Raw genomic sequence first — 13,399 nt, 5'->3', positions numbered from 1 at the left:
TTCTCATGCGGATCGCCAATCTCGACGGCAGGCTCGTCCTCCTCACCTCCGGCGGCGCCCTCGACGTCGAGCGCGCCAGCGGACAGCGCTTCTCCGCCGACCCCCATGCCGTCTACGCCCGCTGGGACGAGTTCACCGCCTGGGCGGCCGGTCTCGCCGACCCCGAAGCCGAAACGTTCGACGAGACCCGGCTGCGGGCGCCGTCGCCGACGCCGTCGCAGGTCTTCGGCGTCGGGCTGAACTACCGCGACCACGCCGCCGAATCCGGGCTCGGCCTGCCGGACTCCCCCGCCGTGTTCACGAAGTTCCCCAGCTGCCTGACCGGCCCGTACGGCGGGATCGCGCTCACCGGGTCCACTGTGGACTGGGAGGTCGAGCTCGTCGCCGTGATCGGCCGCGAGGCGCGGAACGTGCCCGCCGAGCGCGGCTGGGACCACGTCGCCGGGCTGACCGCGGGCCAGGACCTCTCCGACCGGACCGTGCAGCTGGCCGGCCCGGCGCCGCAGTTCAGCCTCGGCAAGTCCGCACCCGGGTTCGGCCCGACCGGCCCGTGGCTGGTCACGCCGGACGAGTTCGCCGACCGCGACAACCTCGAACTCAGCACGGAGGTCAACGGCGAGTCCGTGCAGAAGGGCCGGACCAGCGACCTCATCTTTTCGGTGCCCGAACTGGTCGCGCGGCTGTCGGCGATCCTGCCGCTGCGCCCCGGCGACCTGATCTTCACCGGTACGCCGTCCGGCGTCGGCATGGCGCGCAGCCCGCAGCGGTTCCTCGCCGCCGGGGACGAGCTGGTCACGACGGTCGAAGGCATCGGCTCGATGCGCCACCGGTTCACGGAACCGTCATGACCACTGTGGACGCCCACCGGTTCCGCGCGGTGATGGCCGCGGTCTGCGCGCCGGTCACGGTCGTCACCACGACCGCCGCCGACGGCCCGCGCGGCGCCACCGTCAGCTCGTTCACCTCGCTGTCCCTGGACCCGCCGCTGGTGAGCGTCGCGTTCGACCGGCGTTCCGCGCTGCTGGCCGAAATCCTCGCCGCGGGCCGGTTCGGCGTGAACCTGCTCGGCCAGGGCCAGGACGACCTCGCCGTCCGGTTCGCCACCCGTGGCGCCGACCGCTTCGGCGGCGAAACGGCGTGGTTCACCGACGAGGGCCTGCCCCGGCTGCGCGACGCCGCCGGCTGGGTGGCCTGCGACTTGGACCGGACCGTCGAGGCCGGCGACCACCTGCTGCTGTTCGGCCTGGTCACCGCGCTCGGCCGGGCCGAACTGCCGCCGCTCGTCTACGCCCACCGCACGTTCGGCACCCACTCGCGCTACGCCGAGCGGCCCCGCCCCCGCATCACCGACCAGATCGCCGCCTGCGCCCGCTGACCCGCCACGGAAGGACAACGCCGTCATGACCCTCGCGACCGAACAGCCCGCGCCCACCCTCGACCAGCTCCTCGCCCGCATCGCCGACATCCAGCCGCTGCTGGAGCGCAACGCCGCCCAGGGCGAGGCCGACCGGCGCGTGGTCGAGGAGAGCATCGCCGCGCTGACCGGCGTCGGCGCGTTCAAGATCGCCCAGCCCCGGCGCTACGGCGGGTACGGGCTCCCGGTCCGCGCGATGCTCGACGTCTCCGCCGCGGTCGCCGAAGCCGACGGCGGCACCGCCTGGGTGGTCGCGCTGAGCAACGTCTGCGCGTGGCTGGCCGGCCTGTTCAGCCCGCAGGCGCAGGACGACGTCCGGGGCGTGAACCCGGACGCGAAGGTGTCCGGCGTGCTCTCGCCGACCGCCGAGACGACCAAAGTGGACGGTGGCTGGCGCGTCACCGGCCGCTGGTACTACAACTCCGGCTCCTGGCACGCCGACTGGGCCGTCCTCGGCCTCCCGCTGACCGACGAACGCGGCGAGGTCGTCGACCAGGGCATGGCCCTGCTCCCCCGCACCGGCCTCGGTTTCGAGGACACCTGGTTCGTCGCCGGGATGCGCTCGTCGGGGTCCAACTGCCTGATCGCCGACGACGTCTTCGTGCCCGCGCACCGCGTGCTGTCGGTGCCGCCCGCGATCGGCGGGACGTACGCGAACGGCGATCCGGCGGAGGAGGTGTTCCGCGCCGCGCTGGTCCCCGTGCTCACGCTGGTGCTGGCCGGCCCGCAGCTCGGCCTCGGCCGCAAGGCGCTGAAGCTGGTGCGCGAGAAGGCTTCCCGCAAGGCGATCTCCTACACGACGTACGCGACGCAGGCGGAGTCGGTCGCCTTCCAACTCCAGCTCGCCGAAGCGGCGATGCGGATCGACACCGCCCACCTGCACGCCTACCGCGCGGCCGACGACATCGACGCGGCGTCGGCGGCGGGCACCTACCCCGGCGTCGAAGTGCGGGCCCGCACCCGCGCCGACACCGGCTGGGCCGTCGAGAACATCACCCGCGCGATCGACGTCCTGCTGTCGGCCCACGGCGCGGGCAGCTTCGCCGAGGTCAACCCGCTGCAGCGGATCTGGCGCGACTCGGCGGTCGCCGCGCGGCACGCGATCGTGCTGCCCGCGGTCAACTACGAGGTCTACGGCAAGGCGCTGCTCGGGCGCGAAGACCAGATCACCCCGCTCGTCTGACCCGGGAGGAACCGGCATGAGCCTGCACCGCCTCACCAAGATCACCATCGGCGTCCCGGACGTCGACGAAACCGCCAAGTACTACACGGAATTCGGCCTGACACCGACCGATTCCGGCTTCGCCACCGCCGACGGCGGCGAGCAGCTCGAACTGCGCCAGTCCCGGCAGCGCCGCCTGCTGACGCTCGGCATCGGCGCCGACGACCCGGACGACCTCGGCCGCATCACCGCGTCCCTGGCCCGGCTCGACGTTGAAAGCCGCATCGATGGCGACCGGCTGTGCACCAAGGACCCGGTCACCGGGCTCGACGTCGTCGTGTCGGTCGCGCCGCGGCTGCGCCAGGACCCGCCGGAACCGGTGGCGTACAACCAGCCCGGCACGATCCGGCGGGCCAACACCCGCGCACCCGGCATCGACCGCGAGCCACCGGTGCGCCCGCGCAAGCTCGGCCACGTCGTGTTCGGCTCGACCGACCAGGCCGCGACGCAGCGGTTCTTCACCGAGGGCCTGGGCTTCAAGGTCAGCGACGAGGCCCCGGGGCTGGCCGCGTTCATGCGCTGCTCGACCGACCACCACAACGTGCTGGTGCAGCAGGCCCCGGTGAGCTTCCTGCACCACACGTCGTGGGAGGTCGACGACGTGGACGAGGTCGGCCGCGGCGCGACCGCGATGCTGCGGGGCCACCCCGAGCGCCACACGTGGGGCCTGGGCCGGCACTACATCGGCTCGAACTTCTTCTGGTACCTGCGCGACCCGGCCGGCAATTTTTCCGAGTACTACTCCGACATCGACTGCATCCTCGAGGACCAGCTCTGGGAACCCCGGGTGGTCGCCGGGGAAAAGAGCCTGTACGCGTGGGGGCCGCCGCCCCCGCCGTCGTTCCTGGCACCGGAGGACCTGGCGGAGCTGATGACCGACGCCCACGACGGCGCGTGAGGGAGCCGGCCCCCGTCAGCCGGGTGTAACAACCCGCCCGCGTCGGCGACTTGATGTCGGTCGACGAAGGAGGCGGTCGGTGACGGACCTGACCACAGTGGAACCGTTCGAAAAGCTCGAGGCACTGCGAGCGCCGGGAAGCGCGGTGCTCTGTGTGGGCACCGGTGACCAGGGCGCCGAAGTCCTGGCGACCTGGCACGTGAGCCCCGGTGGCGACCCCACCGGGGCCTGGCTCGTTCCCGTGGCCGAGGCGTTCACCGCACCCGACGCGGCACGGCGTCTCCTCAGCCTCATCGAACGGCGGGCGATCGCGGCGGTCCATCCGGAGGAAGTGCAGGACTGGCTCAAGCGGTTGACCGCCGCGGCGGACTCCGGCATCGAGGACGGCTGGTGGCAGCGCCAGCTGTTTTCGCCGGTGGAGGCGTTCCGCGAAGCCGCCCAGCGACGACTGCGGTATGACCGCACGGTCGAGGCCGCCCGCCGGGAAAGCAAGACGATCACCCCGCTGCAGTGGACGCACGACCTCCCGCTCGACACCGAGATCGAGGACTTCGCGTCACTGCAGCGAGTGGCCCGCATCTCGCCCGCGCCCGGGACACCCGTGGTGTCCGAAGTCCTGTCGGTCGCGCGCACGCTGCGCTGGCTGGTGTCGGTCTGGGCGGAAACCGAGCAGGTGAAAGGCCGGCGCAACTACGTCCAGGCCGAGCACGGAGACGCCGAGCCACTGCCGCCCCGGTGGCTGGCCGCGGTTCAGGCCGCCGGCACCAACCGGCTGCCGCTGTGAAGCCCGTGCACGGCTACGCCGTCATCGACACCGAGACGACCGGGATCCGCACCGGCTGGCACCACCGCATCGCGGAGATCGCGGTCGTCCACGTGGACCCGCACGGGCGCACCACCGACGAGTGGGTGACGCTCGTCAATCCCGATCGAGATCTGGGTCCCCAGGCCATCCACGGCATCCGGGCCGCCGACGCACGCCGGGCGCCCCGGTTCGGGGACCTCGCCGGGGAGCTCGTCCGGCGACTGAGCGGGCGTGTGGTGGTCGCGCACAACTGGGCGTTCGACGCGATGCACCTGCGTGCGGAATTCGGCCGCCTCGGCATCGACACGCCGTTCGAAAGCGACGCCGGGCTCTGCACCATGCGCGCAGCGGGCCGGGCGCGGCTGGGTTCCGGGCGGTCCTTGATCGACTGCTGCGCCGCCGCCAGGCTGTCCGAGCGCTCGTGGCACACCGCATTGGACGACGCACGAGGAGCCGGCGACCTGCTCGGGTTCCTCCTGCGGACCGCACCGAACGCGGTCGCCACGACCGAAACCCAGCTCCGTGCCGCTCAGTGGGCTTGGCCACGGTTCGAGCCGGGTGCGGTCCGCACCGTCCAGCGCACGGCGATCGGGCAGGTCGAGCCGCACTTCCTCGCCAGGCTCGTCGAGCGGATGCCGCGGGACGGCGAACCGGTGGCCGACGCGTACTTCGCGATGCTCGACGACGCCTTGCTCGACCGGCAGATCTCCGCGACCGAAGGCGACGCGCTCGTCGAAGTCGCCCACGACCTCGGACTGCACAAGAACGAAGTCCTGGCACTGCACCTCAGCTACCTGCGCGACCTGGCGCGCGAAGCCTGGGCCGACCAGGTGGTCACCGACGACGAGCGGAAGGACCTGCTCACGGTCGCCACGCTGCTGGCCCTCGATCCCGGCATCGTCGAGACGATCCTCGACGAGGAACGCGACTCGGCGCGGGCGCCGGTGCCGGCGCCCGAGCGGAAGGCCGGCGGCCTCACCCTGCGGCCGGGTGACAAGGTGGTGCTCACCGGGACCATGCGGCGGGACCGCGCCGACATCGTGGCCGAGGCCGCCGCGGTCGGCGTCCGCGTCACCACCTCGGTCAGCAAGCAGACACGGGTGCTCGCCGCGGCCGACCCGGATTCCCTGTCGGGCAAGGCAAAGCGGGCCCGTGAATGCGGTGTCCCCGTGGTCTCGGAGGCGGCTTTCCTCAAGGCGCTCGCCAAGCTCGAGCCATGAGCTGATCCGGTCAGCTGGGCAGGTGCATCGTCTGCAGTGCCTGGTACGCCGTCAGTCCCTCCGGCCCCAGCTCGCGGCCCAACCCCGAGTCCTTCACGCCGCCGAACGGGGCCGCCGGGTCGACCGTGTACGTGTTGACGCCGATCGTGCCCGTGCGGATCCGGCTCGCGACCGCCTGGCCTCGGGCCGGGTCGGTGGTCCAGACCGTGCCGCCGAGGCCGTACGGGGAGTCGTTCGCGATGGCGATCGCCTCTTCGTCGGTCTCGTACTTGATGATGGACAGGACCGGGCCGAAGATCTCCTCGCGGGCGATCGTCGAGTGGTTGTCGACGTCGGCGAACACCGTCGGCTCGACGAACCAGCCGCGGGACTGCCCGGCCGGGCGGCCGCCGCCCGTGGTGAGGCGGGCGCCCTCGGCCAGGCCCTTCGCGATGTAGCCCTCGACGCGCTCGCGCTGGGCCGCCGAGGCCAGCGGGCCGATCTGGGTGGCCGGGTCGAGGGCGTCGCCCACGGCGAGGCTCGCCGCGAAGCCGGTGAACGTCTCGACGATCTCGTCGTAGCGGCTCGCCGGGGCGAGGATGCGCGTGGTCAGGTGGCAGGTCTGGCCGTTGTTGACCATCGTCGACAGGAACAGGTCCTGCGGGTTGGCGGTCAGGTCGGCGTCGTCCAGCACGATCGCCGCGGACTTGCCGCCCAGCTCGAGCGTGACCGGGCGCAGCAGCCGGCCGCACGTCTCGGCGATCTGCCGCCCGGCCGCCGTCGAGCCGGTGAACGCGACCTTGTCCACGCCCGGGTGCGACACCAGGTGGGCACCGCCTTCGCGGCCGCTCTGCACGACGTTGACCACGCCCGGCGGGAAGCCGGCCTCGTCGACGGCTTCGGCGAACAGCTGCGCGTCCAGCACCGTGCCCGGGCTCGGCTTGAGGACCAGCGTGCACCCCGCCGCCAGCGCCGGGCCGAGCTTGAACGCGGCCAGCGTCATCGGCAGGTTCCACGGCACGATCGCGCCGACCACGCCGACCGGCGTCCGCCGCACGCGGACCTTGCCGCCGAGCAGCCCGTCCCGCGCCTCGTCGAGCACGGCAGTGCGGATCAGGCCCGCGTAGTAGCGCAGGATCAGCTGCGGGAACCCGCCCTCGACGGCGTTGGCGATCGAGATCGGCAGTCCGTTCTGGCTGCTCACCCGGCGCGCGATCTCCCCGGCGCGCGCGTCGAGCGCGACCGCCAGCCGCTCCATCACGGCCGCGCGCTCCCCCGGCTCCCAGGAACTCCAGCCGACGGGATCGTCGAACGCGGCCCGCGCGGCGGCCACGGCCGCGTCGATGTCGGCCTCGACCGCCTCCGGCACCCGCCCGATGACCTCTTCGGTGCTGGCGGAGACGACCTCGATGGCCCGAGCCGAAGCCGGCGCGACCCACTTGCCGCCGATGTACAGGGATTCGTAGACCAGGTCCACGGTCCGACTCCGTCCTTCGACCGGGCAGTGCCGCCAGTAAAGCAGCGCCCGGGCGCCGGGGATTATCCGTTCTTGCGGTACTTCGGGCGCCGGGTCAGCGGTGCGCCCCCGCGGCGCGGGCCGGGTCGCAGCGGACCGGCATGCGCTCGGCCGCCGGTTCAAGCGACACGGCTGTCACCGGCCGAGCCGCACGTCAGCGATGCGCCCCCGCCGCCCGGAACGAAGCGATCCGGATCCGCAGCCCCCGCAGGTGGACCAGGTCTATGGCGAACCCCGCCTCCTCCACCCGGCACGGGCCCGCCAGGTGGACCGACCCGTCCGCCGGGTCGTGGCGCGGCTCCGACCACACCGCCGCGTCGCCCGCTCCCGCGTCGCGGCGGCCGCGGGCCAGCCAGTAGACCGGGAGCTTCATCACTTCGCCCAGCGCCTTGTCCAGCGCGGCGAGGTCGGCCTCGGCGATCGCGAACCCGCGGCCGTGCCAGACGCGCGGGGGTGTCGAGGCGTGCGTGAACGTCGCGGTGTCGCCGGACGCGGTGATCGTCCAGTCGGCCACGGTCGTGCGGGTCGGCATCACGGCTCCCTGCGGTCGCGGCCCCCAGGTCGGCACACCGTATGCGAAACCCCGCGCCACCGGCCGGAACACGCGGCGAGTTCAGCTTCCGTTCACCGGGTGATCACCTCGCGGCCCGGTTTGTGCCAGGCTGGGCCCATGCACGCCGAAGCACCGCGCTCCGTGGCCGAGCTGGCCGCCGACCCGGCTTGGGAGGTCACCCGCACCGGCACGACCGGGCAGTGGCTCACCGCCGAACGCGCTCTCGAGCGGGACGGCCACCGGCGGCTCGTCGGTCTCACGCCCATCAGCCCCGGTACGGTCGCGCTCATGCTGTGGTCCGGCGGCGAGGTCGTCGACCACTTCCGCGGCAGCGAGGCCGAGGCCTGCGCGACGGCGCACCGGTGGGCCGCCGAGTTCCTCGCCGGCGAACGCTAGCCCCGGGGACACCGGGAATTCGGCCGGAACCCGCGAACGAGCCACCTCCGCCCGGTACGTTGCCCCGCGTGAAGCCGAAGCTGCCCGCCGCGCTGTTCCTGTCCGCCGTCCTCACCGCCGCGCTGAGCACGCCGGCCGCCGCCGGAGCCCTGGAGCTCGCGCCGGGCGTGACGGTCGCCACCACCGTCACCGGCGAGGGGACCGGCCACAACACGTGGACGGTCACCACGCAGGTGCCCGGCGGTTCCAGCCCCGACCCGGACGCGCCACCCGCCGCGCTCGGCACCCGGGAGCACGCCGAAGCACTGGTGACGGCGTTGCGCGGCAAGGGTTTCGCCGCCCGCGCCGAACAGGTCGACTGGCCCGCCTTCGCCGACACGCCCCGCGGCGCGCTCGGCTGGCGCGTGCGGGTCGGCTCCTTCACCGACCGAGCACAGGCCGCCGCCACCGCGAGCGCCCTGAGCGCGAACGGGTTCACCGGCAGCGTCGAATGGACCGGGCAGGACGGCCCCGCGGCCGGGGGCCCGCAGCGCGTGCGCGTCGCCGTCGTCGACCCGAAGCGGTTCACCGGGCGGGTCGCCGCCTCGCACGGGGAGTCCGTGGCCGGGCGGCGCACGACGTCGGCGCTGGCGGCCGCCGCCGGTGCGCTCGTCGGGACCAACGGCGGCTTCTTCGTCATCGACCCGCGCGACGGCATCCCCGGCGAGCCCGCCGGCGCCGGCGTCTACCAAGGCGTGCTGCAGAGCGAAGCCACCACCGGCCGTCCGGCGCTGCTGCTGGGCGAGCGCCCGTCGATCGGCGTCCCGCGCACCGCGATCACCGTCGGCGGCCACCCGGTCAACGGCGTCAACCGCAAGCCGGGCGTCATCCGCAACTGCGGCGAGCCGGGCGACGTCCCCACCGACCGGCCGCTGCACGACACGACCTGCACCCACCCGGACGAGCTGGTGCTGTTCACCCCGCAGCTCGGCGCCCCGACCCCGGCGGGCGACGGCGTCGAAGCCGTCCTCGACGCCCACGACGTGGTCACCGCGGTGCGCCCGACGGGCGGCGACGTGCCCGCGGCCGGCCACACCGTCCAGGGCATCGGCGCGGCGGCGGCCTGGCTGACCGCGCACGCCCGGCCGGGCACCCGGCTGCGCGTCGACACCCGGATCTTCGCGGACGGCCGCCCGGTCCACCCGGCGGGCGTGGTCAACGGCGGCCCGTGGCTGGTCCGCGACGGCCGCGTCTCGGTCAACGCGGCGGCGGACGGCATCGTGCACCCGGGCGACCCGTCGTTCGTCTACGGCTGGGGCGTCAAGCGCAACCCGCGGACGATGGTCGGCCTCGACCGCCGGGGCCGGCTGCTGATCGTGACGGCCGACGGACGGCAGCCCGGCTACGCCGAGGGACTGTCGTTGGTCGAAGGCGCCGAACTGCTCAAGCGCCTGGGCGCGGTCGAGGCGATCAACCTCGACGGCGGCGGCTCGACCGCGATGGCGATCGGCGGCAAGCTGGTCAGCTCCCCCTCGGACGCGACCGGCGAGCGCCCGGTCGGCGACGCCGTCCTGGTGCTGCCCCGCCGGTGACCCGCCCCCCTCAGGGGTTGAGCACGACGATCGCCGCGTTCAGGGCCGTCGCGAACAGCGTCCACGCCAGGTACGGCAGCTGCAGCGCCGCCGCGAGCCGTGACCGGCGGCGGAAGACCACCAGCGTGCCCGCGACGACGACGTCCAAGACCACGATCTCCACCAGCGCGAGTGTGTACGCGCCCGCCGCGAAGAACAGCGGTGTCCACGCCGCGTTGAGGACCAGGCCGGCCGCGTACCACGTGAACTCCCGCCGGGTTCCCGCCGCGCGCCAGAACAGCCAGCCCGAGATCGCGATCAGGAGGTACAGCACCGTCCACACCGGACCGAACAGCCAGGACGGCGGCGCCCACGGTGGCTGGACCAGCGCGCCGTAGACCTCTCTCGACCGCGTCGCAGCCAGCCCGCCCACGACGGCCACCACTGCCACCGCGGCGAGGAAGCCGGCCAGGACCGCCGCCGGGGCCGGGCGGGAGCGGGGCAGCGTGGTCACGTCGGTTCTCCTCCAGGACTCGCGATGCACGGTCGATGCGGGGTACCCACAGCTTCGGCACGCAAACCCGGCCGCTGGGCGTGCGGCTCAGCGGAGGCCGATGAGCAGCCGGTCGGCGGCGTCCCAGTGCTCGAACTTGCCGTCGTACACGAAGGCCTGCGGGATGACCCACTTCGCGAGCATGTCCATCGGACCGGCCGCCATCAGCCGTTCCGGTCCGTCGTAGTAGTCCTTCCGCCACTCCTGGACGATGCGGCAGGCGGCGTCGATGTCGACCGAGTAGTAGTCGTGCGTCACCGGGTCGATGACGTGCACGCCCACCGCCGTGGCGACGCCGTAGACGGCTTCGGTGCGGCTGTCCATCCTGGCCGCGTCGTAGCCGACCTTTTCGGACTCCGGCAGGTCGGGGTTCTGCACCTGGTACAGCAGCGAGAAGATCCGGGTGCGCATCAGTTTCCAGTACCAGCGGTACGACTCGCTCGCGAACGCGAAGCGGCCACCGGCGATGCCGCACCTGGTCACCAGCGTGGCCAGGTTCCGCAGCAGTGCTTCTTCGTACTGCAGGACGGCCGCGTAGCGGTGGCGGAAGTCGATCGCGAAGTCGGCGCTGTAGTACGGGTCGTCCTTCAGGTTCTCCATCCGGTCGAGCATGCGGTCCCGCAGTTTCTGGTACTCGGGCTCGTCGGGAAGCCGGAACTGGGACGCGTCGACGACGTACTCGGCGCCGTGCCGGGCCACCAGCTGGGCCGCCCGCTCGTCGAGCTGCACGACGTCGAGGTCGACCACGCCGGTGACGAACAGCGGGATGATCTCCCGGTTCGGCGGGAGACCCGCCGGGAGCCCGTCGAGCTGCCGGTGCAATTGGGTGCACAGGGTTTGCAGTGAGCGCAAATAACTGCCTTGCGAGAAATCCGCGTACAACCGGTTGGCGAGATCGGCGGGCAGTTCGGAATCGTCCAACCGTACCGGCAGGATGATGTCGCGCTTTTCGGCGCGCTCCATTTCCAGCGCCTGGTCCAGCTCCCGCTTCACCCAGTCCGACGCCAGCATCTCGGCCGACATGGCCACGAGCACGAAGGACGACGCGCCGACGCTCGCGCGGATGGTTTCGGTCAGCCGTGCCCCGACGTCGAGCCGCCATTCGTCGTACCACACCTCGAAACCGCGCTGGGCCAGGTCCATCGCCAGGCGCTTGACGATCGCCTTGTTCGACGACGAGTGCGAAACGAAGATGGCGGCCATGGTCTTTCACCTCCGGCGACGGGCGGACCGTTCACCAGTTTAACCGCGCACGGAAAAATCGTTCCGTAACGATTGGCCGTACTCGCGAAGAAACCGGCCGCCCGCGGATTCGCGGTGGCCGGCTTCTTCCTCGACCCGGCTACTGCGCCGCCATGCGGTCGCGGAGGCTGCGGGGGCGCATGTCCGTCCACACCTCGTCGACGTGGTCCATGCACTCCTGGCGGGTGCCCGTCGTGCCGTCCGGGCGCCACCCCGCGGGTACCTCCTTGTCCGCCGGCCAGAGCGAGTACTGCTCCTCGTCGTTGACCAGGACCTGGAAGGTGGTGTTCTCGTCCATCAGGGGTTCCTTTCCGTTGCGGGATCGAGTTCGCGTGCCTGCGTCGCGGCCGGGAAGCCGCGGAGGGTGCCGCTGCACGTCGTCAGGAGGGTGACCAGCGCGATGGCCGCCGCGCAGGTCAGGACGGCCGCCGGGCCGGGGAGGGCGTCCACCAGCCAGCCGCCGAGGGCCGGGCCGAGTGCCGCCGCGAGGCCGCCCGTCACGCCGAGGACGCCGCCGAGGCGGCCGCGGAGGTGGTCGGGGGTGAACAGGAGCTGGTAGGTGCTGATCGTCGTGTTGGCCGCCGGCGGCAGGAACGCGATCACGGCGAACAGCACGCCCATCAGGTATCCACTGTGGACGAAGACGGCGAGCGGGGTCAGCAGCGTCAGCGCCCAGAACACGCCGGCGATCAGCAGGTACGGGCTGAGCTTGCGGTGCAGGTACGGCGCGGCCAGCGAGCCGAGGATGCCGCCCGCGCCGAGCATCGCCGCCATCACGCCGATTTCGCCGGACGGCACGCCGCGTTCGTTCGCCAGCACGATGATCACCAGGTAGTACGCGGAGAAGAACAGGTTCAGGCTCACCACGCAGAAGACCGTGACGCGCAACCGCGGCTGCTGCCACACCCACCGCAGCCCTTCGAGGATCTCCCGCCCCAGGTGCGCGGGCGCCCGCCCGGCCGGCGCGGGACGGCCCGGCAGCCGCACGAACACCAGCGACACGAACGCGAACACGTGCGCGAGCACGTCGAAGGCGAAGGGCACCAGCCGCCCCAGCGCGAACAGGAACCCACCGAGCGCGGTGCCGGACAGCTGCCCGGCACTGGTCCGCGCGGCGTTCATCGCCACCGCGGCGGGTACCTGCGCGTCGGCGACGAGCCGCGGCAGGCTCGCTTCCTCCGCCGGTTCGAACAGCGCACGGCACACCCCCATCACGACGGCGACCACGACCAGCAACCCGACCCCGGCCGTCCCCCACCACAACGCCAGCACCAGCCCGACGGCCGCGACCGCTTGCACCGCTTCGCAACCGAGCATGACGAGCTTGCGCGGCCACCGGTCGACGAGCGCGCCGGCGGGCAACCCGGCAACGAGCTGGGCGATCGCGACGGCGCCGACGACGAGACCGGACTGCGCGGCCGAGCCGGTGAGCGCCAGGACGAGGAGGGGGAAGGCGATCATGGTGGTGCTGAAGCCGGCTTCCGAGACGACTTGGCCGGTCCAGAGCAGGCGGTAGTCGCGGTTGCGCCCGAGCCGGGGTGCGACGGATGGCCGGTCGCGGTCGCCCGCGCTGCGGTCTGGTGCGGGGGCGGAGCCCGCAGCGGGACCGCCCGCCGCAGCACCACTCACGTCTGCGCCGCCACGGGCACCCGCAGCGCCACCATGTGCGGCTCCAGCGCCACGGCCAGCACCGACCCCCGCGGCGCCGGCGCACGAGGCACCGGAACGGGCAGCACCACTCACGTCTGCGCCGCCACCGGCACCCGCAGCGCCACCATCCGCAGCTCCAGCGCTACAGCCAGCCCCGGCGCCTGCAGCGCCGATCGCGGTGGAGCCGGCGGCAGCGCCACTGCCGTCACCCTCGCCGCGGGTGCCAGCGCTCGCAGCACCGGCGCTCGGGGCATCGGAACGGGCAGCGCTCGCACCGGCACCTGCAGCACCAGCACCCGCGGCACCGGCGCTCGGGGCACCGGAACGGGCAGCGCTCGCACCAGCGCCCGCAGCACCGATCGCGGCAGGGCCGGACCCAGCACCACCACGACCGTCAGCCT

At 73.0% G+C, this 13,399-nt stretch carries 15 protein-coding genes; 8 read left to right on the top strand and 7 right to left on the bottom strand.

Translation table 11 applies throughout. The features are described from left to right. Window positions 1–5: 5 nt before the first annotated feature. The 6 genes from EIY87_RS35500 (at window position 6) to EIY87_RS35475 (ending at window position 5,559) form a co-directional block, all read left to right on the top strand. Entirely contained in the window at window positions 6–848 is an 843-nt protein-coding gene (locus EIY87_RS35500) for a fumarylacetoacetate hydrolase family protein (protein WP_125314262.1), read from the top strand. After that, complete coding sequence (locus EIY87_RS35495) at window positions 845–1,375, top strand: flavin reductase family protein (protein ID WP_125314261.1); 531 nt, start codon at window positions 845–847, stop codon at window positions 1,373–1,375. The genes EIY87_RS35500 and EIY87_RS35495 overlap by 4 nt, the downstream gene beginning before the upstream one ends. A 25-nt stretch (window positions 1,376–1,400) precedes the next feature. After that, window positions 1,401–2,597 (top strand): acyl-CoA dehydrogenase family protein, encoded by a 1,197-nt coding sequence (locus tag EIY87_RS35490; RefSeq protein ID WP_125314260.1) that lies wholly within the window; start codon window positions 1,401–1,403, stop codon window positions 2,595–2,597. Between the two features lie 16 nt (window positions 2,598–2,613). Further along, the gene (locus EIY87_RS35485; protein ID WP_125314259.1) at window positions 2,614–3,534 is read left to right on the top strand and encodes a VOC family protein; all 921 of its coding nucleotides are present in this window, start codon (window positions 2,614–2,616) and stop codon (window positions 3,532–3,534) included. A gap of 79 nt (window positions 3,535–3,613) precedes the next feature. Beyond that, window positions 3,614–4,318, top strand: coding sequence for a DUF6218 family protein (locus EIY87_RS35480; RefSeq protein ID WP_125314258.1), 705 nt, complete (start codon window positions 3,614–3,616; stop codon window positions 4,316–4,318). Continuing rightward, window positions 4,315–5,559 (top strand): exonuclease domain-containing protein, encoded by a 1,245-nt coding sequence (locus EIY87_RS35475; protein ID WP_125314257.1) that lies wholly within the window; start codon window positions 4,315–4,317, stop codon window positions 5,557–5,559. The genes EIY87_RS35480 and EIY87_RS35475 overlap by 4 nt, the downstream gene beginning before the upstream one ends. 10 nt (window positions 5,560–5,569) lie before the next feature. Here EIY87_RS35475 and EIY87_RS35470 read toward each other — a convergent pair whose 3' ends face one another. Further along, window positions 5,570–7,015 (bottom strand): aldehyde dehydrogenase, encoded by a 1,446-nt coding sequence (locus tag EIY87_RS35470; protein ID WP_125314256.1) that lies wholly within the window; start codon window positions 7,013–7,015, stop codon window positions 5,570–5,572. A gap of 193 nt (window positions 7,016–7,208) precedes the next feature. Continuing rightward, window positions 7,209–7,586, bottom strand: a complete 378-nt coding sequence (locus EIY87_RS35465) for a hypothetical protein (protein ID WP_125314255.1) — start codon at window positions 7,584–7,586, stop codon at window positions 7,209–7,211. A 138-nt stretch (window positions 7,587–7,724) separates the two neighbouring features. On the opposite strand from EIY87_RS35465, the gene EIY87_RS35460 reads away from it, so the two are divergent. Then, window positions 7,725–8,003 (top strand): hypothetical protein, encoded by a 279-nt coding sequence (locus tag EIY87_RS35460; protein WP_125314254.1) that lies wholly within the window; start codon window positions 7,725–7,727, stop codon window positions 8,001–8,003. Window positions 8,004–8,071: 68 nt separating this feature from the next. Next, window positions 8,072–9,574 (top strand): phosphodiester glycosidase family protein, encoded by a 1,503-nt coding sequence (locus EIY87_RS35455; protein ID WP_158641422.1) that lies wholly within the window; start codon window positions 8,072–8,074, stop codon window positions 9,572–9,574. Between the two features lie 10 nt (window positions 9,575–9,584). Here the strand turns inward: EIY87_RS35455 and EIY87_RS35450 are convergent, their stop codons facing one another. The 5 genes from EIY87_RS35450 to EIY87_RS35430 form a co-directional block, all read right to left on the bottom strand. Beyond that, on the bottom strand, window positions 9,585–10,067 hold the full coding sequence (locus tag EIY87_RS35450) for a TspO/MBR family protein (RefSeq protein WP_125314252.1): 483 nt from the start codon (window positions 10,065–10,067) through the stop codon (window positions 9,585–9,587). Between the two features lie 87 nt (window positions 10,068–10,154). Next, window positions 10,155–11,309, bottom strand: a complete 1,155-nt coding sequence (locus tag EIY87_RS35445) for a toll/interleukin-1 receptor domain-containing protein (RefSeq protein ID WP_125314251.1) — start codon at window positions 11,307–11,309, stop codon at window positions 10,155–10,157. Window positions 11,310–11,448: 139 nt separating this feature from the next. Beyond that, the gene (locus EIY87_RS35440) at window positions 11,449–11,646 is read right to left on the bottom strand and encodes an MbtH family protein (protein WP_125314250.1); all 198 of its coding nucleotides are present in this window, start codon (window positions 11,644–11,646) and stop codon (window positions 11,449–11,451) included. Further along, window positions 11,646–12,977, bottom strand: a complete 1,332-nt coding sequence (locus EIY87_RS35435) for an MFS transporter (RefSeq protein WP_125314249.1) — start codon at window positions 12,975–12,977, stop codon at window positions 11,646–11,648. The genes EIY87_RS35440 and EIY87_RS35435 overlap by 1 nt, the downstream gene beginning before the upstream one ends. 110 nt (window positions 12,978–13,087) lie before the next feature. Further along, window positions 13,088–13,387: a hypothetical protein gene (locus tag EIY87_RS35430; RefSeq protein WP_125314248.1), complete on the bottom strand. Its 300-nt coding sequence runs from the start codon at window positions 13,385–13,387 to the stop codon at window positions 13,088–13,090. Window positions 13,388–13,399: the final 12 nt, after the last annotated feature.

It is taken from the genome of Amycolatopsis eburnea (assembly GCF_003937945.1).
Classification (GTDB): Bacteria; Actinomycetota; Actinomycetes; order Mycobacteriales; family Pseudonocardiaceae; genus Amycolatopsis; species Amycolatopsis eburnea.
Note: the sequence above shows the minus strand (reverse complement) of the source record. Positions and strands in the feature narration are given on the sequence as shown.